The 26831-nt window shown below is 40.1% G+C and carries 26 protein-coding genes and 2 pseudogenes; 23 read left to right on the forward strand and 5 right to left on the reverse strand.

Annotated elements, in window-relative coordinates:
* Positions 1–2 precede the first annotated feature (2 nt).
* Positions 3–230: an RNA chaperone Hfq gene (gene hfq, locus BLT53_RS05625; RefSeq protein ID WP_061969616.1), complete on the forward strand. Its 228-nt coding sequence runs from the start codon at positions 3–5 to the stop codon at positions 228–230.
* Positions 231–287: 57 nt separating this feature from the next.
* On the opposite strand, the gene BLT53_RS05630 is transcribed toward hfq, so the two are convergent.
* The gene (locus tag BLT53_RS05630; RefSeq protein WP_090233368.1) at positions 288–1265 is read right to left on the reverse strand and encodes a tyrosine-type recombinase/integrase; all 978 of its coding nucleotides are present in this window, start codon (positions 1263–1265) and stop codon (positions 288–290) included.
* 130 nt (positions 1266–1395) lie between these two features.
* Between BLT53_RS05630 and BLT53_RS05635 the strand changes: the two genes are divergently transcribed.
* Complete coding sequence (locus tag BLT53_RS05635; RefSeq protein ID WP_090233369.1) at positions 1396–1971, forward strand: YhcN/YlaJ family sporulation lipoprotein; 576 nt, start codon at positions 1396–1398, stop codon at positions 1969–1971.
* A gap of 109 nt (positions 1972–2080) precedes the next feature.
* Here BLT53_RS05635 and BLT53_RS05640 read toward each other — a convergent pair whose 3' ends face one another.
* The gene (locus tag BLT53_RS05640) at positions 2081–2725 is read right to left on the reverse strand and encodes a YitT family protein (protein ID WP_090233371.1); all 645 of its coding nucleotides are present in this window, start codon (positions 2723–2725) and stop codon (positions 2081–2083) included.
* Between the two features lie 278 nt (positions 2726–3003).
* Here BLT53_RS05640 and spoVK point away from each other — a divergent pair, with 278 nt between their 5' ends.
* From spoVK to glnA, 5 genes are all read left to right on the forward strand, one after another.
* On the forward strand, positions 3004–3957 hold the full coding sequence (gene spoVK / locus BLT53_RS05645; RefSeq protein WP_090233372.1) for a stage V sporulation protein K: 954 nt from the start codon (positions 3004–3006) through the stop codon (positions 3955–3957).
* A gap of 41 nt (positions 3958–3998) precedes the next feature.
* Complete coding sequence (hflX, locus tag BLT53_RS05650) at positions 3999–5237, forward strand: GTPase HflX (protein ID WP_090233374.1); 1239 nt, start codon at positions 3999–4001, stop codon at positions 5235–5237.
* Between the two features lie 12 nt (positions 5238–5249).
* Positions 5250–6515, forward strand: coding sequence for a methionine gamma-lyase family protein (locus BLT53_RS05655; RefSeq protein ID WP_090233375.1), 1266 nt, complete (start codon positions 5250–5252; stop codon positions 6513–6515).
* 110 nt (positions 6516–6625) lie between these two features.
* Positions 6626–7018 (forward strand): MerR family transcriptional regulator, encoded by a 393-nt coding sequence (locus tag BLT53_RS05660; protein WP_090236721.1) that lies wholly within the window; start codon positions 6626–6628, stop codon positions 7016–7018.
* Positions 7019–7063: 45 nt separating this feature from the next.
* Complete coding sequence (gene glnA, locus BLT53_RS05665; protein ID WP_090233377.1) at positions 7064–8398, forward strand: type I glutamate--ammonia ligase; 1335 nt, start codon at positions 7064–7066, stop codon at positions 8396–8398.
* Positions 8399–8657: 259 nt separating this feature from the next.
* Here glnA and BLT53_RS05670 read toward each other — a convergent pair whose 3' ends face one another.
* The 3 genes and pseudogenes from BLT53_RS05670 to BLT53_RS25275 all read right to left on the reverse strand — a co-directional run.
* Positions 8658–9290: a type 1 glutamine amidotransferase family protein gene (locus tag BLT53_RS05670; RefSeq protein ID WP_090233378.1), complete on the reverse strand. Its 633-nt coding sequence runs from the start codon at positions 9288–9290 to the stop codon at positions 8658–8660.
* Positions 9291–9365: 75 nt separating this feature from the next.
* Complete coding sequence (locus BLT53_RS05675) at positions 9366–10328, reverse strand: helix-turn-helix transcriptional regulator (protein ID WP_090233380.1); 963 nt, start codon at positions 10326–10328, stop codon at positions 9366–9368.
* Positions 10329–10388: 60 nt separating this feature from the next.
* Positions 10389–10781, reverse strand: a pseudogene (locus BLT53_RS25275) (recombinase family protein); the annotation flags it as partial.
* Between the two features lie 826 nt (positions 10782–11607).
* Here BLT53_RS25275 and BLT53_RS05685 point away from each other — a divergent pair.
* The 16 genes and pseudogenes from BLT53_RS05685 (at position 11608) to BLT53_RS05760 (ending at position 26793) form a co-directional block, all read left to right on the forward strand.
* Positions 11608–12330, forward strand: coding sequence for a GntR family transcriptional regulator (locus BLT53_RS05685; RefSeq protein WP_090233382.1), 723 nt, complete (start codon positions 11608–11610; stop codon positions 12328–12330).
* A gap of 228 nt (positions 12331–12558) precedes the next feature.
* Positions 12559–13593 (forward strand): ABC transporter substrate-binding protein, encoded by a 1035-nt coding sequence (locus tag BLT53_RS05690; RefSeq protein WP_170834394.1) that lies wholly within the window; start codon positions 12559–12561, stop codon positions 13591–13593.
* Between the two features lie 15 nt (positions 13594–13608).
* Positions 13609–14685: an ABC transporter ATP-binding protein gene (locus BLT53_RS05695; RefSeq protein ID WP_090233385.1), complete on the forward strand. Its 1077-nt coding sequence runs from the start codon at positions 13609–13611 to the stop codon at positions 14683–14685.
* Positions 14686–14694: 9 nt separating this feature from the next.
* Complete coding sequence (locus tag BLT53_RS05700) at positions 14695–15618, forward strand: ABC transporter permease (protein WP_090233386.1); 924 nt, start codon at positions 14695–14697, stop codon at positions 15616–15618.
* Positions 15615–16418 carry an ABC transporter permease gene (locus tag BLT53_RS05705; RefSeq protein WP_090233388.1) on the forward strand — a complete coding sequence of 268 codons (804 nt, stop codon included), beginning with the start codon at positions 15615–15617 and terminating at the stop codon, positions 16416–16418. The genes BLT53_RS05700 and BLT53_RS05705 overlap by 4 nt, the downstream gene beginning before the upstream one ends.
* Positions 16419–16434: 16 nt before the next feature.
* A complete protein-coding gene (locus BLT53_RS05710) occupies positions 16435–16758 on the forward strand; it encodes a (2Fe-2S)-binding protein (RefSeq protein WP_090233390.1) in 324 nt (107 codons plus the stop codon).
* Positions 16748–17836 (forward strand): NAD(P)/FAD-dependent oxidoreductase, encoded by a 1089-nt coding sequence (locus tag BLT53_RS05715; RefSeq protein ID WP_090233391.1) that lies wholly within the window; start codon positions 16748–16750, stop codon positions 17834–17836. Before BLT53_RS05710 ends, BLT53_RS05715 begins: the two co-directional genes overlap by 11 nt.
* A gap of 14 nt (positions 17837–17850) precedes the next feature.
* Positions 17851–18189 (forward strand): (2Fe-2S)-binding protein, encoded by a 339-nt coding sequence (locus tag BLT53_RS05720; protein WP_244520360.1) that lies wholly within the window; start codon positions 17851–17853, stop codon positions 18187–18189.
* Positions 18190–19263 (forward strand): NAD(P)/FAD-dependent oxidoreductase, encoded by a 1074-nt coding sequence (locus BLT53_RS05725; protein ID WP_090233394.1) that lies wholly within the window; start codon positions 18190–18192, stop codon positions 19261–19263.
* A 121-nt stretch (positions 19264–19384) separates the two neighbouring features.
* Positions 19385–19682: pseudogene (locus BLT53_RS05730) on the forward strand (DUF1904 family protein).
* Between the two features lie 203 nt (positions 19683–19885).
* Positions 19886–21262 (forward strand): M20 family metallopeptidase, encoded by a 1377-nt coding sequence (locus BLT53_RS05735; RefSeq protein WP_090233395.1) that lies wholly within the window; start codon positions 19886–19888, stop codon positions 21260–21262.
* Positions 21263–21290: 28 nt separating this feature from the next.
* Positions 21291–22853, forward strand: coding sequence for an ABC transporter substrate-binding protein (locus BLT53_RS05740; RefSeq protein WP_170834245.1), 1563 nt, complete (start codon positions 21291–21293; stop codon positions 22851–22853).
* Between the two features lie 72 nt (positions 22854–22925).
* Positions 22926–23843, forward strand: a complete 918-nt coding sequence (locus BLT53_RS05745) for an ABC transporter permease (RefSeq protein ID WP_090233398.1) — start codon at positions 22926–22928, stop codon at positions 23841–23843.
* Positions 23844–23902: 59 nt separating this feature from the next.
* Positions 23903–24781 (forward strand): ABC transporter permease, encoded by an 879-nt coding sequence (locus BLT53_RS05750; protein WP_244520467.1) that lies wholly within the window; start codon positions 23903–23905, stop codon positions 24779–24781.
* A 15-nt stretch (positions 24782–24796) separates the two neighbouring features.
* Positions 24797–25789 (forward strand): ABC transporter ATP-binding protein, encoded by a 993-nt coding sequence (locus BLT53_RS05755; protein WP_090233399.1) that lies wholly within the window; start codon positions 24797–24799, stop codon positions 25787–25789.
* 2 nt (positions 25790–25791) lie between these two features.
* The gene (locus tag BLT53_RS05760; RefSeq protein ID WP_090236724.1) at positions 25792–26793 is read left to right on the forward strand and encodes an ABC transporter ATP-binding protein; all 1002 of its coding nucleotides are present in this window, start codon (positions 25792–25794) and stop codon (positions 26791–26793) included.
* The last annotated feature ends 38 nt before the right edge of the window (positions 26794–26831 follow it).

Here is a 26831-nt window from a genome sequence, read left to right on the forward strand (position 1 = left end):
ACATGAAGCAAGCGATCAATATCCAGGATCAGTATTTGAACCAATTACGACGGGAAAATATCTATGTGACTGTATATTTACTAAATGGTTTTCAACTTAAAGGGCTGGTGAAAGGGTTCGATAACTTTACGGTCATCCTGGAATCAGAAGGAAAACAACACTTAATATACAAGCATGCCATCTCAACTTTCACGCCTCATCGTCCGGTGGAGCTGCCGGCTGAAAATTGATACATAGGTACGTTGGGAATTTTTAAAAAACCTTGCTGAACGTTCAGCAAGGTTTTTTTATGTTGGTATTACCTGTAGGTAATTATAGTATCGGCGAAGGCTTAAGGGGGACCTGAATCCATACTTCGTTTTCATGGTTTCAAAATCGAGTCCAGCCTTTACATCATTCAGGATGCACGTTCTCCTCAGATGCTGTGCAGATATCCCCTTGCGTAAACCGGATCTCTCAATTTCCAGCCGGATCATTTTTTGTACCGCAATCTCGGTGAGCGGTTTAGGGGAATGTGTTTTGTATACCCATCGGTAGGTTCCCCGCTGATAGTCAAAAGCGGCCAGGAAGTGATCGTTGGAATACCATGCCGGACGAACGGCCTGCGGGATGGTCTCATAATAGGAATAAAGCAACGTCTGGTCATTTTTCTCTAATGGTATTTCTCGGGTAAGGCTCGTTTCTGAGGGAACATGCACATACCCTTTTGTGAAGTTGATATGTTTCATTTTGAGTGAGGTGAGTTCATGCAGTGTTAATCCATAATACGCAAGCAACATAATGATTGACTGGTTGCGGTCGATCAGCATGTGGCGGTATTTTTGCTGATTTTCCGTCAGGCCCTTATACGAACGGACGGTTTCAAACAGCTGTTGAAGCTCATCACTTGTGATGAAGTCTTCTTCCGTAAAGCAAGCGTCGTCCTTTGGACCGATTTCAACGCCGCTTACCGGATTGAAAGAAAGGTTCCCCAAACTGATCTGAAACTGGACGAGTTGCTTGAGCACTGTCAGCACACGCTGAAGAGTGCGAAGCGAATAATGACGTTCCTTCATTAAAAAATCAAAGTACGATTGAAAGTCTTTGGTTTGCAGCGACTGAAAGACTGAAAAACTGTCCTCTTTTTTGACGACGCGCATCCAGGCCAAAAAGTCATTCACATCATAAAAATATCGCCTGATGGTACTTTCCTGTCTGCCTTTCTTCTCCAATGCTTCTAAATAAACAGCCGAATAGCGTGGCAAGGAATCGATTAGCGGAAACATAGCAACCTCCGTATGGCGTTTTTTTCATTATACCAATATGTACCTCCATGAGCACATATTAACAAAATGAATATTTGCGTGTGTAAGATTGAACACTAACCGTAACAATGAAAAAGAGAGGGTTTTTTCCATGAGAAACTATTTGCTAGTCATTGGAGCGGCTATCATGATTTCGGGTTGTTCAGGACAAGAACTTGACCTGGATCAAGATAAAAATTACAAAGCACCGACGAAGGTCAACATGAAGAAATTGCCGAACTCACAAAATGATGCTCCCAATGTGAATGAAAAAAACTATGAGGCGAAAAATGCGAAGGAAATTCATGATCTGGCAGTAACCGTACCAGGGGTGAAACAAGCAGATGTCATTGTGAGCGGCATTTATACGCTCGTGGGAATTACACCCGAGAAACAACTTTCTCAGAAACAAAAGGACCGTTTGCGGTTGAAGGTCTACCAGAACATTAAGGGCAATGAGCACGGAAAGAATGCTGCGATTACAGCTGATCCCGCACTTATTAAGGAAATGAGGGGGATTCAGAAAAAAATTGATGATGGCGATACGCTGAATACGGATGACGTTTACAATAAACTGGGGATTTTAATTGGCAAAATTGTCCCGCCGTCCAATCAGGCGAAGAGAAATGAACAAAAAGACATGGACCGGATGAAGCACAATAATCGGGGAAGGCAAGTGTACGAATAAAACTATTTCCCGGAGAAGCGCAAAAAATGACAAAAACCCCTATGGTTTTTCAAAAGAAAAACCCCTAAGGTTTTTCCAAAGAAAAACATAGGGGTTTTTGTGTTTTGGCTTAAAGTGAAGCTTCAACCGGGATATCATTTTCGTCCGATTTGGCCCCCTGCTGCGGTTTGAACTTACCGGCAAGGAAACTTGCAATTGAAATGGTGATTATGGAATAGAGTGCATTTACTATTCCGACCATCAACGAGGCAGACAAAACGATAAGAAAATCGGTGATGAACAGTGTCTTTCCGCGATTGATGGAAAGATGCTGATCCATATAAACGGCTAAAATATGGATGCCTCCAAGAGAAGCTCCGTTATTCAGGACAAGTACTACTCCGCTTCCAATGATCAGTCCGGATGCAACGGCAATAAATATCGGATGGACACCATTTGTCGGAGCAATCTTCAAAAAGCCGTTGATAATGGAAATCAGAGAGATGCAAAGCAATGTGTAAACAGAAAACAACATGCCCAACCTTTTTACCGATAAAATAAAGAAGGGAAGGTTAATGACAAAAAACCAAACGCCCCAGGAAATCCCCGTTGAAAAGGTTAACAGGGTGGAAATGCCAGCTGTGCCTCCAAACGTGAGATGGGAAATGGTCAGCAGCTTTGTCCCGAAAGCGGTTAAAAACAGTCCGGTAATCACCAGTAAAGCCTTTTTGATAAAATACATTTTCATCGTTCCTTTATTCGCAACTAACTTCAACAATAAGGCAGCTAGAAATATTAGTCAATACAATTCTTCGGTTAAATATACATTGAAATTTCTGAAAATACTGTTTATCTGAACATTTAATTCGCAATTTTTGAATAAAAATACATTTTTAAGTATAAAGATTTAGGGTCCCGAGTTGTTCTCCAAGCCCGTATAATTGCCAGTCTCAAGAATACATTAGAATGAGGGCAGGAAAAGATAGGCATTTGTCACCCATAAACAATGTCATGCGTATATTAATTTTAGACAGCTAAAGAGAGGTGAATCTCTTGCATGATTCCATGACATTTAAAAAGAAGACCCAGATCAACATTATCCTGAACCAGAATACGGAAAGAGAAAAGTTGGAAGACGCGCCTGTTTCTGCACCAAAGGAAGGGCAACAGCTTGAAAAGCATCTTCCATTAAAAAAAATGGAACAGGAAATGTCATCATTGGTTGGCATGGAGGAACTGAAGAATTTTATTAAGGAAATCTATGCATGGCTTTATGTCAATAAATGCAGAGAAAATCAAGGGCTGAAGGTTGAAAAGCAAGTGCTTCACATGATGTTTAAGGGAAATCCGGGAACAGGAAAGACGACTGTCGCCCGTTTGCTTGGAAGCCTGTTCCATGAAATGAATGTTCTTTCGAAGGGGCACCTGATCGAGGTGGAGCGTGCGGATCTGGTCGGGGAATATATCGGCCATACCGCCCAGAAAACAAGAGACCTTCTAAAAAAGGCGATGGGCGGGATCTTGTTTATTGACGAGGCCTACTCGCTCGCCCGCGGTGGCGAAAAGGATTTTGGGAAAGAAGCGATTGATACCCTTGTAAAAGCGATGGAAGACCAGCAGCACGATTTCATCCTGATTCTAGCCGGTTATTCGGGAGAGATGGACCGCTTCCTGAAACTAAATCCAGGTTTGCCGTCACGCTTTCCCATCATGGTCACGTTCCCCGATTACTCGGTTGATGAACTCATGGAAATCTCCAGGAAAATGGTTGCCGAACGGCAGTATATCATGGCCAAAGATTCGGAGTGGAAGCTGCGGCAGCATCTGCAACGCGTGTGTGCGGCTGGTGAAAAATCCTTTTCAAACGGTAGGTACATTCGCAACATTATCGAAAAAGCGGTGAGAAAACAATCGGTCCGGTTGTTAAAAGAGGAACGGACGGATAAAAAATCATTGATGACACTAACGGCAGACGACCTGCATCTGGAAGAGAAACAAGGAATTTGATATGATGAACGTATGATAAAAAACGAAAGCAGGTTGATTTTTTGGAAGATACCACGCATTCTCAAGAAGAGAAAGCCATCCTCGTTGGCTGCCAGCTGCCAGGGCAAACCGACGAGCGATTTTTTTATTCCATGGAAGAGCTGGAGTCGTTGACAAAAACGGCTCAGGGACAAGCTGTGGCCACGGTTACACAAAAAAGGGAACGATACGATGCGTCCACCTTCATCGGGAAAGGAAAGATTGAAGAAATTGTCGCTCTTGAAGAAGAGCTGGAAGCCGATCTTATTATTTTCAATGATGAGCTTACACCAGCGCAAAACCGGAATTTATCCCGTTATTTTGATGCGCGGATCATTGATCGCACACAGCTGATCTTGGATATTTTTGCGACCCGTGCTCGCTCCAGGGAAGGTAAGCTGCAGGTCGAACTGGCGCAGCTGCAATACATCCTGCCAAGGCTTGCAGGAATTGGTACGTCGATGTCGCGTCTTGGAGGCGGGATTGGCACCAGGGGTCCAGGGGAAACCAAGCTTGAACAGGACAGGCGGCATATCCGCACGAAGATTACTGATATTAAACGCCAGCTGGAAGATATCGTTCACCACCGGGAACGATACAGGGAAAGGCGGAAGGAAAACCAGGCCATCCAAGCAGCTCTGGTCGGCTATACCAACGCGGGTAAATCTACGCTTTTCAACGGATTGACACGGGCAGACAGCTATGAAGAAAACTTGCTGTTTGCTACCCTTGATCCATTAACGAGAAAAATGCGTCTTCCTTCCGGATTGCAGGTGCTTGTCACCGACACTGTAGGATTCATTCAGGACTTGCCCACTTCACTGATTGCTGCATTTCGTTCGACACTTGAAGAAGTAAAAGAAGCGGATGTACTCATCCATGTTATCGACGGGTCGAGCGAAGACCGGGGACAGCATGAAGAAACGGTGCTGTCGATCCTAAAGGAACTGGGTGCCGCATCCATTCCCATGGTGACCGTGTTTAATAAGAAGGATCTATTTAATGAAGGCTTTATTCCGGCTGCTTCAACATCCATATCCATCTCTGCCTTTGAGAGTGGGGATTTGCAGCGTTTAAAAGAAGTCATCGAAACAGAAATGAAAAAGCAAATGGATTACTATCATATTTTTGTTCCGGCTTCAGAAGGCAAAACACTGTCCATGCTGAAAACAACGACCATATTGCTGGAGCAAAGATTTGAAGAAGAAACTCAATCGTATGAATGTAAAGGCTATGCTTTACCATCCACGAAATTACAATAAAAGGAGCACCACATGTTTTCACAGTTTCAAAACGGAGAAAGATTACAAACCTTAACAAGGGCTACAGAAGAAAAAATTCGCGGTCAGCATGAGAAGATTCAGCAGACCGCCGAATTCAATCAGTTAAAAGTATTAAAAAGCTTTAGAGAACAAAAGGTGAGTGATTTTCATTTCACTCCCTCCACCGGGTACGGGTATGACGATGCCGGCCGAGATACGCTTGAAAAGGTGTATGCCCAGGTATTCGGAGGAGAAGCAGCGCTTGTACGGCCACAGATTATTTCGGGCACTCACGCCATTTCTCTGTCTCTATTCGGTGTTTTGCTGCCGGGGGACGAGCTTCTCTATATTACCGGAAAGCCCTACGATACACTTGAAGAAATTGTGGGGATTCGAGGAAAAGGGACCGGTTCGTTAAAAGAATATGATATTACCTACCAGCATACCGAGCTGACTCCTTCCGGACGCCCGGATTTCAAAGCCATTCGAAATGCTATTTCTGACAAAACTCGAATGATCGGTATTCAGCGATCAAAAGGCTATGCGGACCGGACATCTTTTACAATTGAAGAAATTCGGGAGATGATTTCATTCGTAAAGGAAATCAAGCCCGATGTAGTGGTGTTTGTGGATAATTGCTATGGAGAGTTTGTAGAAGAAAAGGAGCCATGCGAAGTTGGAGCAGATCTGGTTGCCGGTTCACTTATCAAGAACCCGGGCGGTGGGCTTGCCAAAACCGGCGGTTACATCGCAGGAAAGAAAGAACTGGTGGAACGGTGTTCATACAGGCTCACATCACCAGGAATAGGAGCGGAAGCAGGCGCTTCTTTATACAGCCTGCTTGAAATGTACCAGGGGTTCTTTTTGGCACCGCACGTTACCGCACAGGCGTTAAAAGGTGCCGTTTTTACAGCTGCTCTCCTTGAAAGTCTTGGAATGGAGACCAATCCCGCATGGAATGAAGAGCGTACTGACTTGATTCAGTCGGTTAAATTCAATGATGAAAAACGAATGGTATCTTTTTGCCAGGCGATTCAGCTGGTTTCACCGGTTAATGCCCATGCGGTTCCTTATCCCGGCTATATGCCCGGTTATGAACATGATGTGATCATGGCAGCAGGAACGTTTATCCAGGGAGCGAGCATTGAACTCACAGCTGATGGACCAATCCGTCCGCCATACATAGCCTATGTTCAGGGCGGCCTTACCTATGAGCATGTCAAAATCGCCATTTTGACGGCTATCGACCAATTAATGGAACAAAATCTGCTTCATTAAACGAATATAAAATATTTTTTGATAATTTTATGTTATTTCTTCTCACATTGTATTGACATGTTAGGTTATGTGACATAAGATAAAAGTAGTTGGAAGGAGGGCTTACGATGATGAATGATGATACACGGCGGAATCAACCTTTATTTCCGATCAGTATTGTTATGAAGCTAACTGAATTATCTGCCCGGCAAATTCGATATTATGAAGAACATGAACTGATTAACCCGGCTCGTACAGACGGCAACCGGAGAATGTTCTCTTTCAACGATGTGGATAAATTGCTGGAAATCAAGTCTCTGATTGAACAAGGCGTCAATCTTGCAGGAATCAAGCGTGTGTTTGAGCTGAACCAGCAAGCGGTTAGCCTTTTGAAAAATGAGGTTAAGAACGAGCAAGTGTCTGACGCTGCCATACACCGCCGATTAAAGCGCGACTTGATGCATGCGGGCAGACTGGGGAAGACGTCCTTGATCCAGGGGGAACTATCCCGCTTTTTCCACTAATCTTACCAACGAATGCTGTATTCAATTTCTAAGGAGGAGTAACAATTGGCTAAATTTACAAGAGAAGACATCATGCAAATTGCAAAAGATGAAAATGTACGTTTCATTCGCCTTCAGTTTACCGATCTTTTGGGCGTAATCAAGAACGTAGAAATTCCTATCGGACAATTGGAAAAGGCATTGGATAATAAGATGATGTTTGACGGTTCTTCTATCGAAGGATTTGTGCGCATCGAGGAATCCGATATGCTTCTTTACCCTGATTTAGACACATGGGTTGTATTCCCTTGGACATCTGAAAAAGGAAAAGTAGCGCGTCTGATCTGTGATATCTACAATCCGGATGGCACACCATTTGCCGGCGACCCTCGCGGAATTTTGAAACGAGTACTGAAAGAAATGGAAGATTTGGGCTTCACGGATTTCAACATCGGGCCTGAACCAGAATTCTTCCTCTTTAAAAATGATGAAAAAGGCGAGCCGACACTTGAGCTTAACGACAAAGGCGGATATTTTGACCTTGCGCCTACAGACCTTGGTGAAAACTGCCGTCGCGATATCGTTCTTGAGCTTGAGGACATGGGCTTTGAAATTGAAGCATCTCACCATGAAGTAGCTCCTGGACAGCACGAAATTGACTTTAAATATGCGGATGCTGTAACAACTTGTGATAACATCCAAACGTTTAAGCTTGTAGTTAAGACCATTGCCCGCAAGCACGGTCTTCACGCTACCTTTATGGCGAAGCCGCTGTTTGGGGTGAACGGTTCCGGAATGCACGCCAACATGTCATTATTTAAAGACGGCGAGAACTCATTCTACAACGCGTCCACTGAAACTGGCCTTAGCGAAACAGCGATGCAGTTCCTTGCTGGAATCCTGAAGCATGCTCAAGACTTTACTGCTGTTACCAACCCGACTGTAAACTCCTACAAGCGTTTGGTTCCTGGCTATGAAGCTCCTTGTTATGTTGCATGGTCCATGCAAAACCGCAGCCCGCTGATCCGTATCCCGGCTTCCCGCGGACTGAGCACACGTGTTGAAGTGCGTAGTGTTGACCCTACAGCAAACCCTTACCTTGCTATGGCTGTATTGCTGGCATCCGGTCTTGACGGAATCAAGAACCAATTGCAAACTCCAGAACCTATTGACCGCAATATTTATGTTATGGATAAAGATGAGCGTGAAGCAGAAGGAATCAAAGATCTTCCTGCAACGCTTAAAGAAGCGATCGACCGCTTGAAGAAGAGCGAAGTGCTGATCAAAGCGCTTGGCGAGCATGCGGCTGAACACTTTGTGGAAGCAAAAGAAATTGAGTGGGATATGTTCCGTACACAAGTTCACCCTTGGGAACGCGAACAATACATGAGCATGTATTAAAACCCAAACCCCTTGACACTATTAGTGTCAAGGGGTTTTTGCTTTTTGGTCGTAAAGGTTAATTCCTTTTTTAATTAATGCAGGACCAAAAATGGACCAAAAAATTATTGCTTTAAGACATTTTTCATATACTCTTCATATTTACCCATAGGGGATAGCGTCAGAAAAATGCGGATTTACATGATAAGCAATTATCAAATTAAAAAGCCCGACTTCTCTACAAATCAAAATAGAGAAATTAAGCTTTTTAATTACTTCTTCATTTATTTATTGAATTCATTAACTGGAAGAAGTATTCAGGTTTATGAGTCTTATTTAGGTTATACCATGAATGTAATGTATCTGGTGTAAATACATCTATTTTTTTCAGTACCTCCATTGCAAATTCCAGAGGAGCTATTCCTGATGCAGTAACTAAATTCGCATCAGATACCGCAGATCCCAACTCATAAAACTTTTCTCCTTTATAGTTAGGACATACCATTTTAGTATATTCCAAGTTATTACTTGTATGCTTTCTAGTATCTAAGTATCCCATATTCGCGAGGCCCTCAGTCGCACCACAAATTGCAGCAACAATAGTGCCAAGCTTTAAAGCTTGGCCAATTCTTTCCAAGATAGGTTGATGAATTTCTTCACTCCAAGTAGTACCTCCTGGTAAAATTAAAAGATCTTTACTCTCAAGAGTACATTCATCAAGGGAAATATCTGGTTTTATGCTCAGTCCTCCCATAGTAGTAATCATTTTTTTATTAGCTCCTACTGTAATTACTTTTAAAGGTGCTACATCTTTTTTGAAATATCTTCCTGTGTTTAGTTCAGCAATTAAATATCCATATTCCCAGTCCGACATTGTATTAAATACATATAGAAAAACTTTTTTTGTTTCCATCCAATATCACTCCCAATCACAATTTATATAGCAATTATAAGATAACTTCCCTGACAGCTAACGTCAGGGAAGTTATCATACTTGATGAAATTTTATTAATTCCGACAGAACTTCAATAAGTCTTTTCTTTAGACTTATTGGCTCGATAATTTGAATAGATTTACCGTATGGTAAAAGTAAATAAGGTATATATGTATGTACTATATCTTTTTCAAGAAGGAAAACTGCTTGATTTGAATTTCGTTCATGTAAATAATGTCCTAAAAACCAATGTTGGCAAACATCATTCAGCGTACTTTCATTGCCATTAATAACTAAAGAAATAATCCCTTCCTTATCTTCTATAGTTGGAAGGAGGTTTTTCATAAAAAAGTCACGTGCTGAAAAATTTTCTGGCCGGTTAAACTTATTTTCGGTTACCAGTAGACTTTCAATTCGATCTACTCTAAAACTACGAATATCATTCCTAAGGTGACAAAATCCAACCACATACCACTTATTATTCCAATAGATAATTCTGTAGGGATCGACCAATCTATAATTTAATTGCTTTTCACCACTTTTATGGTAAAGAATTTTTACTGAGTACCCGTCAGCTACAGCCTTTTCCAACTCCTTCAAAAAAGGTTCCATAGAGAGTGAACTTAATCGACTTATTACTTCAAGACTAGTTAAATGTTGGGTTATCTTTGTTTCCTGCTCTTGATTTGAGTATTTACTTAGTTTTGAAATGGCCCTATTTAGTGCTTCACCTCCATAATATCCGGCTTCTTCTGCAAAAACAGCAGCGTGAAATAATGAAGTTTGCTCTTCAAAATCAAAAAAAAGAGGAGCCTCAATAAAATTGTTCAATAAAGTGTATCCACCGTTATGTCCTGGTTCTGAAATTATAGGTACGCCACTTGTTGAAATTGTATCAATATAACGATACACAGTCCTTATATTCATCTCTAACTTTTCTGAAATTTGTTTTGCAGTAATTTTTTTTCCTGAACGAAGCATCCATAGAATTGCTAACATATTGTCAATTTTAGGCATATAATTCCTCCTCTATATGGAATTTATTCTCTGTTGTATATTTTCGATTTTTGGTATATCTCATCGATTGTTCTTTTCCGATAGCTCTCTATATAATGAGGCCTTAGACACATTTGTGATTTCACAAATTTGATTTACAGTCATATCTTTCCTCTTTAAAGCTTACTACATAATTCATTCCTGCATAATATTTATGGTACTTCTTTCACCTCCTTTAAACTTTCTTTTTTTCTTAGCCTGTTCAATTCCTTCACGCTGCCGCATACGGATAAGATCACGTTCAAATTGGTTGGTTTACACCCGCCATAACCGTAATGAAGAATTGGCTGTAGGATCATCTTCTGATAAATCTAACCATGTATCTTTTAAGGATTTTAAATTTGCCTTTTTACTCCGTATGTTATCGATGAATTCAAATAAATCTTGTGTACTACGAGTAATCCGAGGTAAGTCCAATTAAAGTATGCAAAAGAAAGACAAGAGAGATTTATGAACGAACCCGTGATACCAATGTTTGACTATAAAGAAGCCTTGAGGCAGAAAAAAAGAAAGAGGTTGAAACACGAACAATGAGTGATAATATTTATGATCTATTAAGAGTAAGATTATAAACCATGAGAAGTGAGATGATTCAAATTTGAGTTATCTCTTTTTATATTGGAGCAGATTATTTAAAGTAGGGTCGGAATTCAAGACAACGTTACAGGATCTAATAAAACTCTTCTTTTATTTATATACTTTTAAGAAGGGACTGCTGCGGGCAGCCCTTTTCATATATCCTCTAAATGTTTGTTAGTAGGAAAGAAAGAAATCTTTATAATACTTTATAACTCTGTTACCGAAGAAGCTCAAATATGATGGTCCAAGACTATTTCCTAATCTAATATTTTCTGCCAAAAAGACCTTGATTTTTATCGTACTCAAAAATGAGTTAATGATCTAAGAATCTAGCAGTGAGGCAGGAATTCCTCAGACCGCATAGGTTGAATATGAGGAATGAATTAATAATAACAATCTAAAAGAAAATGCAAATCCACAAAATTTAAGATAAAAATGAACAATGCAGAGGATTTTCTTAATAAAAAACCTCTGCATTGTCTAGAATTCAACTTGTGAAGAGTAAATTCAAAAAATAAAATATTCTAAATAAACTAAAATTTTAAAAAATTATATTGTCTTTTTCAAAATTAGCTGTTAGACTTTAAAATAATAAAGGAATATTAAAAACTATTTTTATACCATTCAAAGATATAACATTATAATATTTTAGGAGAATCAAATGAAAGTTAACAAAAATCTGCCGACGCCATTGTATCATCAAGTAAAGGATTATTTGGAAGAAAAAATTATTTTAGGTGAATGGGAGCCAGGCTACCAGCTTCCGACAGAGAAAGAACTTGCATTACAATTTAATGTAAGTACAATCACCATCAAAAGAGCTGTTCACGATCTTGTTAATAAAGGCATTTTATTTCGCCAAAGGGGAAAAGGAACGTTTGTAAATAAGAAGGGCGAAACCGATTTACAGCAATTAGTAAGTCTCCGGAACGAAGCAGAAGACGCAACACATCACCCGCACAAATTATTGTCTTTTCAAGAGGATGATGCAGGTGGAAAAATTGCGAAGCATCTAGAAATAAGTTCAAGGGATAAAGTGTACAAAATCCACAGGATTAAAATTGAAGGAGATACACCTTTCGGCATCGAGTATTCTTATATTCCGAGTTCTCCATTTCCTGGACTTACTCACGACATGATTGAAGATGACTTAATCTATAACGTGTTCACGAATAAGTATGGGAAGAACTTAGGAAAAGCGAAAATATTCTTTTCAACCATCTTAGCGGATGAGTATGAAGCAAGATTGTTAAAGATTCCTAAAGGCGAGCAATTATTTGTCTTAGAAAGGTATACATTTACCGAGGATCAGATGATTATTGAATACTCAAGATTTATCATCCTTCAAGAAAAAACTAGATACTTTATCGAAATTAAGCTTTAAAAAAAGAAGGTAAGTATCAATAATATTTTTATAAAATTAAAAGATATAATATTATAACTTTATATTTAATTATATCTGAAAATTCAAATATTATATTAAATAAAAAATCTAGAAAAAGGAGTGAGATAACTGTAAACCAGCTTAGATTTAGCGCATGAAAATATTCATATCGAATAGGGAGGAAAAACGGTGAAAAGTAAAGCATCTCTAATTCTATTAATTTGTTTCATGCTTGGAATTTTTTCTGCTTGCAGCAGTCAAACGGGCAAATCCTCTGATGCTTCAGATGGAAAAACATTGGTTTTGGCTGCCTATGGAGGAAGCTATGAGAAAAAGATGAAGGAGATCCTTATTCCTAAATTTGAAAAAGAATATGGCGTCAAGGTTAAGTATATTACGGGAAGCTCGGTAGACACTTTGTCAGAGCTGCAGGCACAAAAGGATAATCCTCAAATTGACGTGGCATTTCTAGATGATGGGCCACAAGCACAGGCCAAATCATTCAATTTACTTGCACCATTGGATGAGAAGATTGTTACGAACCTACAAGATGTATATGAAATCGCTAAAGACAAGGATAATATTGGGGTTGGCTTTGGGATTATTACGACAGGTTTAGCATATAACAAAGATTACTTTGAGCAAAATGGATTAGAACAGCTAGATTCATGGAATGATTTATCCGATCCAGCATTCAAGGGAAAACTTGTATTGCCATCGATTGCAAATACATATGGGGTTCATTTGCTTTTAATGGCCGCGATTGCCAATGGCGGAAACGAAGAAAATATTGAACCTGGATTTGAAAAGCTTAAGGAAATGGCAGAGAATGCCGTAACATTTGATAAAACGGCAGACGTATCGAACTATTTCCTGCAGGGGCAAACGGTGGCCAGTGCATGGGGTAGCAGCAGGGTATACACACTACAGGATTCAGGGTTTCCGATTGAGTATGTAATACCCGAAGAGGGGGCACCTGCGTTAATGGCAACGGTAAGTGTGGTGAAGGATGCGCCAAATGCAGACCTTGCCCAGAAATTTGTCAATTTTATTTTAAGCGAGGATGCACAGGTTGAATTTGCTCAATCCTTGTTTGACGGTCCAGTAAACAAAAAAGTGAAATTAGATGGAGATATAACTAAGAAGCTTGTTTATGGAGAAGATGAAATTGCAAAGCTGATTAAAGTGAATTGGGAGTATGTAAACAAAAAAAGGGCTGAATGGACGGAAAGAGCAAACAAAGAAATTGAAGTGGCCCATTAAAGAAAGGGGGATACTATGAGTTACTTATGCTTGGAAAATTTGGTTAAGACTTTTAACAAAACAGAGGTAGTAAAGAAACTAAACCTTGAAATTAAGCAAGGAGAGCTTGTGTCTTTTCTCGGACCATCCGGATGTGGAAAAACAACGACTTTAAATATGATTGCCGGGTTTACAGAAGTCGACGAGGGGAAAATTGTGGTGGACGGGAAACCGGTTCACTTGCTGCCTCCTAACAAAAGAGAAATGGGCATGGTCTTTCAAAACTATGCCTTATTTCCTCACATGACTGTGTTTGACAATGTAGCGTATGGGCTAAAACTTTCCAAAATAGGAAAGAGTGAAACACAGAGGCGTGTGCTGGAAGCATTGGAAATGGTCCGGTTATCTGGGTATGAAAAGCGATATCCAAAGGAGCTTTCAGGTGGGCAGCAGCAGCGGGTTTCTCTGGCAAGAGCTTTAGTTATTAAGCCTAAATTGCTGCTTCTTGATGAACCGTTAAGCAATCTTGACGCGAAGCTTCGTCAGGAAATGAGAGAAGAAATTGTTGAAATCCAAAAAAACGTTGGGATTACGACGATTTTTGTGACACACGATCAGGAAGAAGCACTGGCCATTTCCGATCGGATAGCAGTGATGTATGAAGGAAGAATCGAACAAGCAGACTCACCCGTGTCCATCTATAACCATCCAAAAACCGATTTCGTTTCTCGATTTATTGGTGAAGTGAATCAAATACAGGGGAAAGTGACAGAAATTCTTGGCACTCATCAAAGCAAGCTAAACTTTTATGGAAATGAGCAAATCGTTGCTGTGAATGCAATGAAGAATGCAGAAATGGACTTCTTTATCAGGCCTGAGAACATTCAAATCTCCTTAGTTGAAACTAATGATCGAAATATTGGTTTTAAGGCGAAGGTCGAACGGAAAATGTTCCTTGGAGCAAAGACTAGATATATTTTAAAAGCACAAAACAAGCATTTGATTGCGGATATTTCTAATGTCGTTTTAAATTCCAATCTGATTCACGAGGGGAGCAGCGTGTATGCTGCATGGAAACCAGAGCATTTATTGCCTTCTAGGAACGTGAGGTGACCTTAACGAATGCATGCTGAAATGGAAACATATCAAGAGCAGGAACTATTAATGATGCAGAAGAAAAGAAAAAAAACGAAGAAACAGCTGGAAACATGGGCCTTATTGCTTCCCATATTGGTAATCTTTATTTTTTTCTTTTTACTTCCTTTGTTTTTCCTATTTATTACGAGCTTCAAGACATTTGATGCAAGCAGCGGGATTGCCAATGAGTGGACAATTCAAAATTATGTAAAATTTTTATCGGACCCTTTTTATCTGGGGATTGTGTGGCGGACAGTTAAAATTGCGCTGTTGACTACTATCATAACAATTGTTATTTCTTACCCTGTAGCTTTTCATATTTCCAAAGCGAACGGAAGAATAAAGAATTACTTAACGTTGCTCGTGCTGTCTCCTTTATTAATCAGCATGGTTATCCGCTGCTATGGCTGGAGCATTTTGCTATCTAATAATGGTGTCGTAAACAATACTTTGATGAGCTTAGGATGGATTGATAAGCCGCTTACATTACTGTATACGGAATTAAGTGTAGTCATTGGAATGGTACACGTTCTGTTTCCATATATGGTTTTAAGTATTATGGGTTCTCTTGAAAGAATCGACCCATCCGTGATTAGAGCCTCGCAAAATCTTGGAGCAGGTCCAGTCCGAACTTTCTTTTCCATCGTATTGCCTTTAACACTTCCTGGAATATTTGCTGGATCAGTTATGGTCTTCAGTTTAAGTGTGAGCTCATTTGTTACTCCGGCCATTCTTGGCGGGCCGCAGGTAAAGGTTATGTCCTATTTAGCATATGAGCAGGCAGCTGTTTTGCTGAACTGGCCATATGGGGCAGCAATTGGGTTCCTATTAATCTTCATCGCCACAATTACGATTATTATGTATAGTAAAATTCTTGTCAGATCAGAAAAAGGAGTGGCGATTCAATGAAGAAGAGGCTGCCCAAAATAGGATTTCATTTCTTTTGCACGATCATCTATGTTTTTTTGCTTGCACCTATTGTTGTTGTGTTAATGTCTTCACTTACCGCCACTGACTATATAGTATTTCCTCCAAAGGGCCTAACATTAAGGTGGTATGTAGAGTTGGTAAACCATCCGGAATTTATGCAGTCATTTATGCTCAGTGTCTTCGTTGCGCTTGGCACTTCACTAATTTCTACTGCAATTGGAACGCTCACTTCTATTGCTATCGTCCGGCACCAATTCAAAGGAAAAACGGCAATCGTCCAATTAGTCGGTTCACCGCTCCTTATTCCATCCGTGGTATTTGGCGTAGCACTGCTGCAGTTTTATTCCTGGATTGGGTTAGCAGCGAGCCCGGCTGCATTAATTATTGGTCATATTATTTTAACTATACCCTTCGTGATGCGATTAGTCGTTGCTAGTTTAGTAGGCTTCGATCGCTCCATTGAACAAGCTGCTATGAATTTAGGTGCAGGGAAGTTTAGGGTTTTCTTTCAGATTACACTGCCTATCATAAAATCCGGTGTCATTGCTGGTGCCATTTTTTCATTCATTACTTCCTTCGATGATTTAACGGTGGCATTGTTTATCGTAAGTACGGATGTCGTAACCCTTCCGGTACGGATATTTACATACATGCAATATCAATATGATCCGATTATTACATCTGTATCCAGCATTATGATATTACTGACCATTGTATTAATGATCATCATTGAAAGAGTTTTGGGTGTAGGAAAGGTTTTTGCTTCGAAAAATCAATAAGTAGGTAGGTGTTTTCATGCATATTAAAGATCATCCTGTATTGGGTCCCCAGCTGCAGGATCCTGTAACAATTTACTTTAATGATCAGCCATATATGGCATACAAACAACAAACTGTAGCAGCCGCACTAATTGCGAACGGAGTAAAAAAATTTGGGCTAAGCAGAAAGTTAGTCCAATCAAGAGGTCTTTTTTGCTCTCGCGGGAGATGTTGTAGCTGCTATATGACTGTAAACGGGGAAGACCATGTACGCACATGTATGATAAGGGTTGAAGAAGGAATGGAAATCTATCCGAACTTAGAAGACCCAGAGGTAAGGGGAGATGGTCATGGAGACTGATGTACTCATAATTGGAGCGGGACCAGCAGGACTTGCAGCCGCTTATGAAACAGCCTCGAGAGGATTAGATGTAACGATTGTTGATGAATCGATATCAAAAGGAGGCCAGCTATGCCAGCAAACACAAATCCTGCGAACATTGCCATCACCCTTTTTGGCTATGCGTGGCTATGAACTGGCAAATACATTAATTAATCAGCTGGACGAATTCTCGGTTCGGTATTTGCTTGGGCATCGAATGATTGGAACTTATAAAGATGGCAGTATTGGAATTACAGATGAAACGAATGTTTTTCCGGTGAACCCAAAGAAAATCATTGTCGCTACAGGTGCTGCTGAGAAAGCCGTTCCTTTTCCAAAGTGGACGCTGCCTGGTGTCATTACGGTAGGAGCAGCTCAAACTTTAGTCAATCGTGATTTTGTCACACCAGGCAAGAATGCAGTAATCATTGGTTCCAGCGATTTTGCTATGGACGTCGCTATCCAACTTTCGGATGTAGGAGTAAACATTATCGGAATTGTTGAAAGTCTCCCGAAGATCCTTGCGAGAGATGCAGAAAAAACAGAACACATAATGCAAAGAAGTATTCCCTTATATTTACGTTCTTCGATCAAGGAAGCGAGAGGGAATGGGGAAGTGGAAGAAATCGACATTCAGTTTCCTGATCGCATCATGACAGAAAAGGTCGATCTTGTATGTGTAGATGGCGGCAGGACCCCAATTTTAGATGCATTTTACCAGTTAGGCTGTTCGTTCGGTTTTCAAGAAGAGCTTGGAGGCTGGCTTCCTCAGTATAATGAATTTTTACAGACAGATTGCAAAGACGTATTTCTAGCAGGCAATGCAGCTGGAATCAGTTCGCAAGGAGCTTTGTTAATTACCGGGAGGATTCCTGGGGTTCGTGTTTGCGAAGAATTAAATATTATTAGCAAGCAGGAGGCTGAACATGAAAGAGCCAGCCATTGGAAAGAGTTAGAGAATTTAGAAGCAAAGCTTTTTCCTGAGAAGTGGGAAGCTAGACTTAACCACATAAAAAATTATGCAAACCCTTTGCTTAAAGATCAATTTATCTCTTAGACAGAGACTAGAAGGTGAAAGAGTTGGATAAAACAACGATTATTTGTCGATGTGAAGAAATTAACTGTGAAGAAATTGAAGAAGCCATTGGGCATGATGCAAGAACTTTTGATGATATTAAAAGGCTCACCCGCTGCGGAATGGGCCCATGCCAGGCAAAAATATGCATAAGCCTTGTGGCTGACGTTATTCATGAACAAACAGGAAGTCACTTACATGAGATTCCATTACCTAGAATGAGGATGCCGATATCGCCGATTAAGCTTGAGACATTAGCCACCAATAGTACCACGTTCTCCTCAGTGAAGTCTGTGATGGATGAGGTTGAGCTAGAGGAAGGGAAGGTGCGGTAAATGGAATCAAGCTATGAAACGGTTGTGATTGGGGGAGGAGTCGTTGGCAATAGCATCGCCTATCATCTTTCTGAACGCTATCAAGAAGGCATTTTGGTGCTAGATAAGAAATACCCGATGACAGGCACGTCAGGCTCTACTCAGGCGTGGGTATGGGTACATAACAAAACGCCATCCTGGTATGCGGAATTCAGTATGTACAGTGCCGAACTCTATCCCTATCTATCTAAGAAAATAGGTGATGTCGAATATAAACGGACAGGTGGCCTATCACCATTCTTTGCTGAGAAAGATCGGGAAAAGGCAAAGCAGCTCGCCGATTCATATAGAAAAATTGGAATAAAAATTAAGGTGTTATCAAGAGAAGAAGTATTGGAAAAGGAGCCATCCATCAACCCAAACGTTGCTGGTGCTACTTATAGTTCGATCGACGGCAATGTTAATCCATTTCGGCTGATTGACATGTATATGAGAGCTGCAAAGAAAAACGGTGTCCAATATTCCACTTATAATAAAGTAACGAGTATTGAAAAACAGAATGGAACGTTCATGGTCACTTCTGATAAAAAAACGTATGTATGTAAAAATCTGATCCTTGCAGGTGGTACATGGTCAAGAGAATTGGGGAATTTGCTTGGGATTGATATTCCAGTCAACCAGCTGAGAGGACAAATTATTGTTACGGAGCCGCTAAAACCCTTTTTAAATTATACGATAAGCGGATTGAGGCAGGCCATTAATGGTGAGGTATTAATTGGTTATTCGATGGAGAAGGCAGGCTTTGACCGCTCAACCACACTGGATGTCATTCAGGAAACAGCTAACATGGCTGTCCACTATGTGCCTTCCCTGAGAAAAGCGAAAATTGTACGTGCGTTTTCCGGAATCAGAGCGATGCCGGAAGATGGTTTCCCGATCTTAGGAAAGGTTCCGGGGCATGAAAATCTATATGTGGCTGCTACACATAGCGGTGTAACACTATCCCCTCTTATTGGCACACTTCTAACAGAATTGATTCTAGACGGGGAAACTTCTGTCCCAATTGATCGATATTCGCTTAGCAGGTTTGCGTAAAAGTTGAAACTGTATCTTGTAATAAAAGATTATGCACCGAAATTTCAACTTTTTGGCTAAATTAACTAATTTATGTGCGATGATCTTAAAAGATAAAATGATAAAACCGGAGGAATAAAAAATGCCACAATTAATTTTTCGAGGAATTTCAATCGATCAGGTCAAAACTATAAGCACATCATTAGTACAAGAATTAGCGGATCTATGCTCATGCGGAACGTAATTTCACCTCGAAATTATCCAATCAAATTTTGTTTTCGATCAAAAAGAAGTTCCGGGATTTCCACTCATTGAGGTAAAATGGTTCGAGCGTGGTCAGGATATCTAAGGTCCATTTGCCCAAATCTTCACATGTTCTGAAGCTGAGAATTTCAGAAGTAGAAGTGGCTTTTACAGCATTTTTGGAATCTGCTTTCTAAATGGAAAAAGTTTCGCTGCTGAATGATAGAACGTCTGCTGCACTAATTTTAATTTACAAAAGTTATAATATTATATCAAATAACTCAAAAGGATTTAAAAGGCTGGCTGTTTCGTAAACTTTATAGTCTAGGAACAACAAATTATGTAAAAGAGCCTTTCAAAATAAGTTTTGCTACTCTTTCTTGAAGAGGTGGAAACGAAAATGCAAAAAGTGTTTCAGTACATTGAAGATCATGCAGACATGTATATTGACTGGTTAATTGAAGCTTGCAATCAGCCGAGTGTTTCCGCACAAAATCGGGGAATGACGGACATGAAAGAAGTTTTGAAAAAGTTCCTTGGAAACATCGGTGCTGATGTTGAAGAGCTTGCCACGAAAGGCTATCCGATCATTTATGGTGAGCTGGGGCAAGGCAAAGCAAAGACTCTTACGTTTTATAATCATTACGATGTACAGCCTGAAGACCCGCTCGATCAATGGTTAAGTGAACCATTTAAAGCTGAAATAAGAGACGGCAGGATTTTTGCACGGGGTTCAGCAGATAACAAAGGTAATTTAATGGCGAGAATTTGTGCCATTCATGCCTATCAGCAAGTGATTGGAGAGCTTCCAATAAACGTGAAATTTGTATTTGAGGGAGAAGAAGAGGTAGGAAGCCCTCATTTGGAATTTTTTGCGAATGAACATCCCGATAAGCTCCAAACAGATGGAATCATTTGGGAAGGAGGCACAAGAGGAGCAGAAGATAAACGGCTTCATGTTGGGTTAGGGGTAAAAGGGATCTGTTATGTGGAGCTGATTTGTAAGGGAGCCAAAAATGACCTGCACTCATCTGAGGCGGCTATTATCGAAAACCCAGCATGGCGGTTAATATGGGCGCTTGCTACTTTGAAAAATGAGCAGGAAGAAATATTAATAAAGGGTTTTTATGATGATATCGCTTCATTAAGTGAGACTGATAAAAAAATTATTGGAACGATGGCTTATGATGAGGAAGCCATTAAGAAATTATATGCCATTAATGGATTTTTGAAAGATGTGTCAGGGGATGCACTAAAGGAAAGATTAACAGCTGAACCGACTTGTACCATTTGCGGTATTGAATCAGGATACACGGGTGAAGGATCAAAGACCGTCCTTCCATCGCTTGCAAAAGTAAAATTAGATTTCCGTTTAGTTCCTTATCAAACACCAGACAAAATCGCTAAATTGTTAAGAGATCATTTAGAACAGAATGGATTTGAGGATATAGAAATCATACCTTCTCATGGGGGTTACCCTTTTAATACAAATCCAAACGATCCTTTTGTTAAAGTTGTCCTTCAGAGTGTAGATGATGTATATGAAGAACCACCTGTCATTTTACGAAATTTAGCTGGTTCCAGTCCGATGTATAAAATGCTAAGAGGCACAAATATTCCTGCAGTGCAAATTGGTGTCGCGAATTCGCAGTCCAATTACCATGCACCAAATGAAAATATTTTTATAGATGACTATATTCAAGGAATTAAAGTCACTGCTGCAGTCATTAAGAATTTCAATAATTATTTGTATAATCAAAGATCTGAAATTTTATAATACTGCAATAATGGGAGGGGGAAAAAGGATGAGATCGCCTTACAAGTTATTCTTTGTTGCTTACTTAATGGTAATGCTTCTAGTTTCTGGATGCAGCAATCAATCTTCTACGAGGGAAAACGAAAAAGGAACCAAGGGTGAAACAGGAAAAGATAAGACAACATTGGTATTGGCACAAAGTGCAGATATAACAACAATGGATCCTCAAAACTCTTTAAGTACAACAGGTGATCGAGTGTTCAGGAATATGTTTAACAGATTATTCTATCGGGACGCGAATATGGAAGTTCAGCCAGAGCTAGTTGAAGCTTACGAAAATGTGGATGATGTAACATGGAAATTTAAATTAAAACAAGGTGTAACGTTTCACAACGGAGATCCGTTAACAGCTGAAGATGTTAAGTTCAGCCTCGAGCGTGTGATGAATGATCAAACCCTTAAGGAGTATCCATATTTCACCCAGCTTGCAAAAATAAAAGTGATCGATGATTTGACTTTGGAAATCATTACGGATGGTCCAATGCCGACATTATTAAGATTGCTTGCTAAAAGTGGGGCGGATGTTATCCCTAAGAAGTATTTTGAAGAAGTCGGGTTAAAGGAATTTCAGAAGAAACCGATTGGATCTGGTCCCTATCAATTCGTGGAATGGAAACGGGATGACCGGGTCGTTTTAGAAGCTTATCCGGACTATTTTGATGGGGCACCAAAATGGAAGGAAGTTATAGTAAGGGCGATTCCGGAAAGTTCGACTCGTGTTGGGGAATTATTAACAGGCGGCGTAGATATTGCAACCGATATTCCTCCTAATGAATGGGATCGTGTGAATGGAGATGAAGGGGTCTCTCTAGTAACCGGGGACACAACTCGAATAATGCTTTTAGTGGTACGTACTACTGAGGGATCGGTTACCGCTGATCCTAAAGTACGGGAGGCAATCGATTTAGCGATAAACGAAAAGGCAATTGTTGATTCCGTCTTAAAAGGAACTGGAGTCCCTGTTCGGTCCCGTGTACCTGAAGGGGTGATCGGTTCAAACCCTGATTTGTACGACGCTTATGTATACGATGTTGAAAAAGCAAAAAAATTATTAGCTGAAGCAGGCTTTAAAGATGGTCTTGAGATCACACTGACAGCGCCAAAAGGCAGATACCCGCTTGATGGAGAAGTAGCTCAATTGATTGCTAGTATGCTAGGTGAAGCAGGAATTAAAGTAAACTTGAAACTCCTCGAATCAAGCGCGTTTTTAGATATATACAATTCTAATTCAAATGAAGAATTACTGATGATTGGATTAGCGGATGGACTGTTGGATGCCTCTTATTCGCTAGTACACTATACAAAAGAACGCGCTACCGGACAAACAGATTATTATAACGAGAAGGTAGAAAAGTTATATCATGATGCAGGCCGGAATTTAAATGAAGAAGAAAGAATCAAGCAATACCAAGAAATTCAAGCAATCATTGCCGAAGAAAGACCGCATATTACTTTATTCCAGCAAGGTTCAAATTATGGGGTAAGCGATAGAGTGGAATTTAAACCAAGATTAGATGAAGTGATTAATTTCTCAGACATATCGGTAAAGTAGTTAACTATGTACCAATTTTGCAAGCGGAACTATTGATCGTCTAGTTCCGCTTGTTTATAAGGGGGGTATACATTGAAAAAGTATCTGATCAGGAGATTGCTGCAACTCATTCCAGTTCTATTCATCATTACTTTTGTCGTTTTCGTTTTGGTCTATTTAGCAGGTGATCCGGTTTCATTAATGCTGCCGGAAGATGCTTCGGAAGAAGATCGGGAAGCACTAAGAGAAGCACTTGGATTAAATGAACCTTTTTTATATCAATACTTTCATTTCTTAGGAGACTTGATCAGCGGAGATTTTGGAACATCGTTCCGATATAGTCAGGAAGCACTTCCATTAGTATTAGAGCGATTGCCCGCAACCTTTGAGCTCGCAGCAGCTTCCATGCTGGTAGCTATTGTTCTTGCGATCCCTCTTGGTATTTTTTCGGCACGAAAACGCAATAGTTTTGTAGATTTATTTATTACTGGAGGATCTGTACTTGGAAAAGCTATGCCAAACTTTTGGCTTGGAATCATGCTTATTCTTATGCTTGCGGTTAACTATCAAATATTTCCTGTTTCAGGAAGAGGAACGTTCGTTCATTTAGTTTTGCCAGCCATTACACTCGGTACAGGAGTAGCTGCTGAGATGACTCGGTTAATTCGATCAAGCATGCTGGAAATATTGCATCAGGATTATATTCGTACGGCAAAAAGCAAAGGGGTTAGTGACACACTTGTTATCTTTAAACATGCGTTTAGAAACTCGCTCATTCCCGTTGTGACCATTACTTCATTGCAAATCTCTCATCTTGTAAGCGGAGCATTAATTACAGAAACAGTATTTTCTTGGCCAGGATTAGGTCAACTCTTAGTCCAAGCAGTAAACGGGAGAGACATGGCAGTCGTTCAGGCAGCCGTTTTTGTAATCGCTATTTTAGTTATCGTGATTAATCTAATTACAGACCTCGTTTATCGGCTCCTGGATCCGAGAATTAATTATTCCTAGGAGGTGACATAGTGGAAGTAAATATAAAGACAAATTCCTTAGCTGATGCTAATAATTGCATAGCAAAGTCGAAACAAAGTTCCTTATGGCGTTGGCCAAAATTACTTCTTCAAAGTAAAACAGGGACGGTTGGTTTTTTGATCGTTTTCGTAGTCGTTTTTGTTGCTGTTTTCGCAGACTCTCTCGCTCCTCATAATCCCGCAGCAAATAATTTAGGAGATATGCTCAAGCCCCCCGCCTGGTTAGATGGTGGTACTTCTGCCTATTTACTCGGAACAGATAATTTGGGACGAGATATATTAAGCCGAATTATTCTTGGTACTAGGGTTTCTTTATTGGTAGGCATATTTTCGGTAGTTGTGGCTGGGATTATTGGTATTTTGATTGGTATTTTGGCCGGTTATTATGGTGGATTGATCGATAATATTTTAATGAGAATCGTAGACTCGTTTCTTGCTATTCCTAGTATTTTATTTATTTTAGTGGTACTTGCGGTTTTTGAACCAAGCATCATGGTCCTTATTATCGTAATTGGATTTACGAACTGGGTTACATATGCCAGGGTTGTAAGAGGTGAGGTTCTGAGCATTAAAGAACGAGAATTTGTAAAAGCATCAAAGTCTATCGGAACGAGGAATGGAATCATTATGCTAAAGCATATTTTCCCTAATATCATATCGTCGTTTATTGTTATTTCGACACTAAGTGTTGCCACGACGATTATTTTGGAAGCCTCCCTAAGCTTTCTTGGATTGGGGATTCAGCCTCCTGAAATTTCATGGGGCGGTATGCTGACAGATGGAAGAAATTATTTAGCCACGAATTGGTGGCTTGTAACCTTCCCTGGAATTGCTATTACTGTTACTGTTCTCGGTATTATTTTCTTAGGTGACTGGCTCCGAGATGTCCTTGATCCGAGAACACAAGGAAGAAAATAGAGAGGAGCTGAAATAATGAGTGAAGCGGAAACACCACTATTAGAAGTAAGAAATTTACAAACTCATTTTTTCACAGAGCTTGGGGTAGTACCTTCGGTTAACGGTGTATCCTTTTCAGTGAAAAAAGGGGAGACGATCGGAATTGTCGGCGAATCAGGCTGCGGTAAAAGTGTTACCTCATTATCTTTGCTTCAGTTAATTAGTGACCCAGGGAAAATTGTCGGTGGGGAAATATTGTTTAATGGGGAAGACTTAACGAGATTATCTAACAAGCAAATGCGAAAAATTAGAGGAAACAAAATTTCGATGATTTTTCAAGAGCCGCTCACCTCTTTAAATCCGGTGTTTACAATTGGAAGCCAAATTTCAGAGGCCATCCGGCTTCACCAAAACGTAAACAAGGAAGAGGCAAAGGAAAAAGCAATAGTTATGCTTAAAAAAGTAGGGATTCCAAGAGCAGAAAAACACTATTATTCATTTCCTCACTTGCTTAGCGGTGGGATGAGACAAAGAGTCATGATTGCAATAGCTTTATCTTGCAATCCACAGCTATTAATTGCCGATGAGCCTACAACTGCGCTTGATGTAACAATCCAAGCTCAAATCTTGCTTTTAATGAAGCAATTAAGCACGGAATATCAAACTTCAATTATTATAATTACTCATGATTTGGGTTTGGTGGCAGAAATGGCCGATCGGGTGGTCGTCATGTATGCTGGGCAGATTGTAGAACAAAACAATGTTTATGAGCTTTTCAAAAATCCAAAACACCCGTATACAAAAGGGTTATTAAACAGTATTCCAAAAATTCATCAACTTAAAGATCAGTTAGAATCGATTGAAGGAAATGTCCCAATCCCATCCCAATTGCCAGCAGGCTGCAAATTTCATCCAAGATGTGCTGCTGCCCTAGAAAAATGCAGATTCCAGGACCCGCCGCTTTTCCAGGCAAAACAAGGTGCGGAAGTTAGATGCTGGCTTCATCAAGAAGAGGTGATCGGGGTATGACAATGACTAATGAAACAGAAACAAACCATGACTGCTTACTGAGAATAGAGGGACTAAAAAAGTATTTCCCTATTCCATCAGGCTTATTTGGAAAATCAAAGCAGTTTCTAAAAGCAGTTGATGGAGTGGATCTATTTGTAAAAAAAGGTGAGACTCTAGGGATTGTTGGCGAATCAGGATGTGGAAAATCAACGACAGGCAATACGATTCTTAGGTTGCTTGAGCCTACCGAAGGAAAAATTGTTTTCGAAGGTAAGGATATTACAAGATTATCGGAGCGCGGCATGCAAAAGATCAGGAAAGATATTCAGATGGTGTTTCAAGATCCCTTCTCATCCTTAAATCCGAGAATGAGAGTTTTCGATATTATTGCGGAGCCGCTTAGAACGCATAAGGCTGCAAAAGGCAGGGTCCTTGAAGAAAAGATTTTTGAACTTATGGAAACAGTCGGATTAGATCGTTCTTTTGTCAGACGATATCCTCATGAGTTTAGCGGAGGTCAAAGGCAAAGAATTGGCATCGCCCGTGCTCTTGCATTAAAACCAAAACTAATCATTTGTGATGAACCTGTTTCTGCTTTAGATGTGTCAATACAAGCCCAAATCTTAAATTTATTGCTCGAGCTGCAGAAAAAATTTAATTTAACTTATATTTTCATAGCACATGGCATTCCGGCAGTAAAATACATTAGTGACCGAATAGCTGTTATGTATATGGGAGAAGTGGTTGAACTCGCTGGAAAAGAAGAACTGTTTAGTCATACGATGCACCCATATACAAGTGGTCTCATCTCTGCCGTACCGTTACCAGATCCAACCTTAAGAGAAAGAAATAATCGAATCCTATTGGAAGAAGATTTTCCAGATCAAACCAATCTCCCTAAAGGCTGCCGCTTTTATTCAAGGTGCCCGTTTCGGAAGGATAAATGTAAAGAAGAAAAACCTCTTTTTAGAGAAGTTCGCAAAGAGCATGTTGTGTCCTGTCATTACCCGATCATCCAATAAGAAGGCTTTTGTTTATTAAATGGAGTGAGGAAAGGTCG

Source organism: Fictibacillus solisalsi (assembly GCF_900103485.1).
Lineage (GTDB): Bacteria > Bacillota > Bacilli > Bacillales > Fictibacillaceae > Fictibacillus_C > Fictibacillus_C solisalsi.

What these genes read in the sequence shown, in the direction of transcription:
- hfq (WP_061969616.1), top strand. Translation starts at nt 3, where the DNA reads ATGAAGCAAGCGATCAATATCCAGGATCAGTATTTGAACCAATTACGA.
- BLT53_RS05630 (WP_090233368.1), bottom strand. Translation starts at nt 1,265, where the DNA reads ATGTTTCCGCTAATCGATTCCTTGCCACGCTATTCGGCTGTTTATTTA.
- BLT53_RS05635 (WP_090233369.1), top strand. Translation starts at nt 1,396, where the DNA reads ATGAGAAACTATTTGCTAGTCATTGGAGCGGCTATCATGATTTCGGGT.
- BLT53_RS05655 (WP_090233375.1), top strand. Translation starts at nt 5,250, where the DNA reads ATGTTTTCACAGTTTCAAAACGGAGAAAGATTACAAACCTTAACAAGG.
- BLT53_RS05660 (WP_090236721.1), top strand. Translation starts at nt 6,626, where the DNA reads ATGAATGATGATACACGGCGGAATCAACCTTTATTTCCGATCAGTATT.
- BLT53_RS05670 (WP_090233378.1), bottom strand. Translation starts at nt 9,290, where the DNA reads ATGGAAACAAAAAAAGTTTTTCTATATGTATTTAATACAATGTCGGAC.
- BLT53_RS05675 (WP_090233380.1), bottom strand. Translation starts at nt 10,328, where the DNA reads ATGCCTAAAATTGACAATATGTTAGCAATTCTATGGATGCTTCGTTCA.
- BLT53_RS05685 (WP_090233382.1), top strand. Translation starts at nt 11,608, where the DNA reads ATGAAAGTTAACAAAAATCTGCCGACGCCATTGTATCATCAAGTAAAG.
- BLT53_RS05690 (WP_170834394.1), top strand. Translation starts at nt 12,559, where the DNA reads ATGCTTGGAATTTTTTCTGCTTGCAGCAGTCAAACGGGCAAATCCTCT.
- BLT53_RS05695 (WP_090233385.1), top strand. Translation starts at nt 13,609, where the DNA reads ATGAGTTACTTATGCTTGGAAAATTTGGTTAAGACTTTTAACAAAACA.
- BLT53_RS05700 (WP_090233386.1), top strand. Translation starts at nt 14,695, where the DNA reads ATGCATGCTGAAATGGAAACATATCAAGAGCAGGAACTATTAATGATG.
- BLT53_RS05705 (WP_090233388.1), top strand. Translation starts at nt 15,615, where the DNA reads ATGAAGAAGAGGCTGCCCAAAATAGGATTTCATTTCTTTTGCACGATC.
- BLT53_RS05710 (WP_090233390.1), top strand. Translation starts at nt 16,435, where the DNA reads ATGCATATTAAAGATCATCCTGTATTGGGTCCCCAGCTGCAGGATCCT.
- BLT53_RS05715 (WP_090233391.1), top strand. Translation starts at nt 16,748, where the DNA reads ATGGAGACTGATGTACTCATAATTGGAGCGGGACCAGCAGGACTTGCA.
- BLT53_RS05725 (WP_090233394.1), top strand. Translation starts at nt 18,190, where the DNA reads ATGGAATCAAGCTATGAAACGGTTGTGATTGGGGGAGGAGTCGTTGGC.
- BLT53_RS05735 (WP_090233395.1), top strand. Translation starts at nt 19,886, where the DNA reads ATGCAAAAAGTGTTTCAGTACATTGAAGATCATGCAGACATGTATATT.
- BLT53_RS05740 (WP_170834245.1), top strand. Translation starts at nt 21,291, where the DNA reads ATGAGATCGCCTTACAAGTTATTCTTTGTTGCTTACTTAATGGTAATG.
- BLT53_RS05755 (WP_090233399.1), top strand. Translation starts at nt 24,797, where the DNA reads ATGAGTGAAGCGGAAACACCACTATTAGAAGTAAGAAATTTACAAACT.
- BLT53_RS05760 (WP_090236724.1), top strand. Translation starts at nt 25,792, where the DNA reads ATGACTAATGAAACAGAAACAAACCATGACTGCTTACTGAGAATAGAG.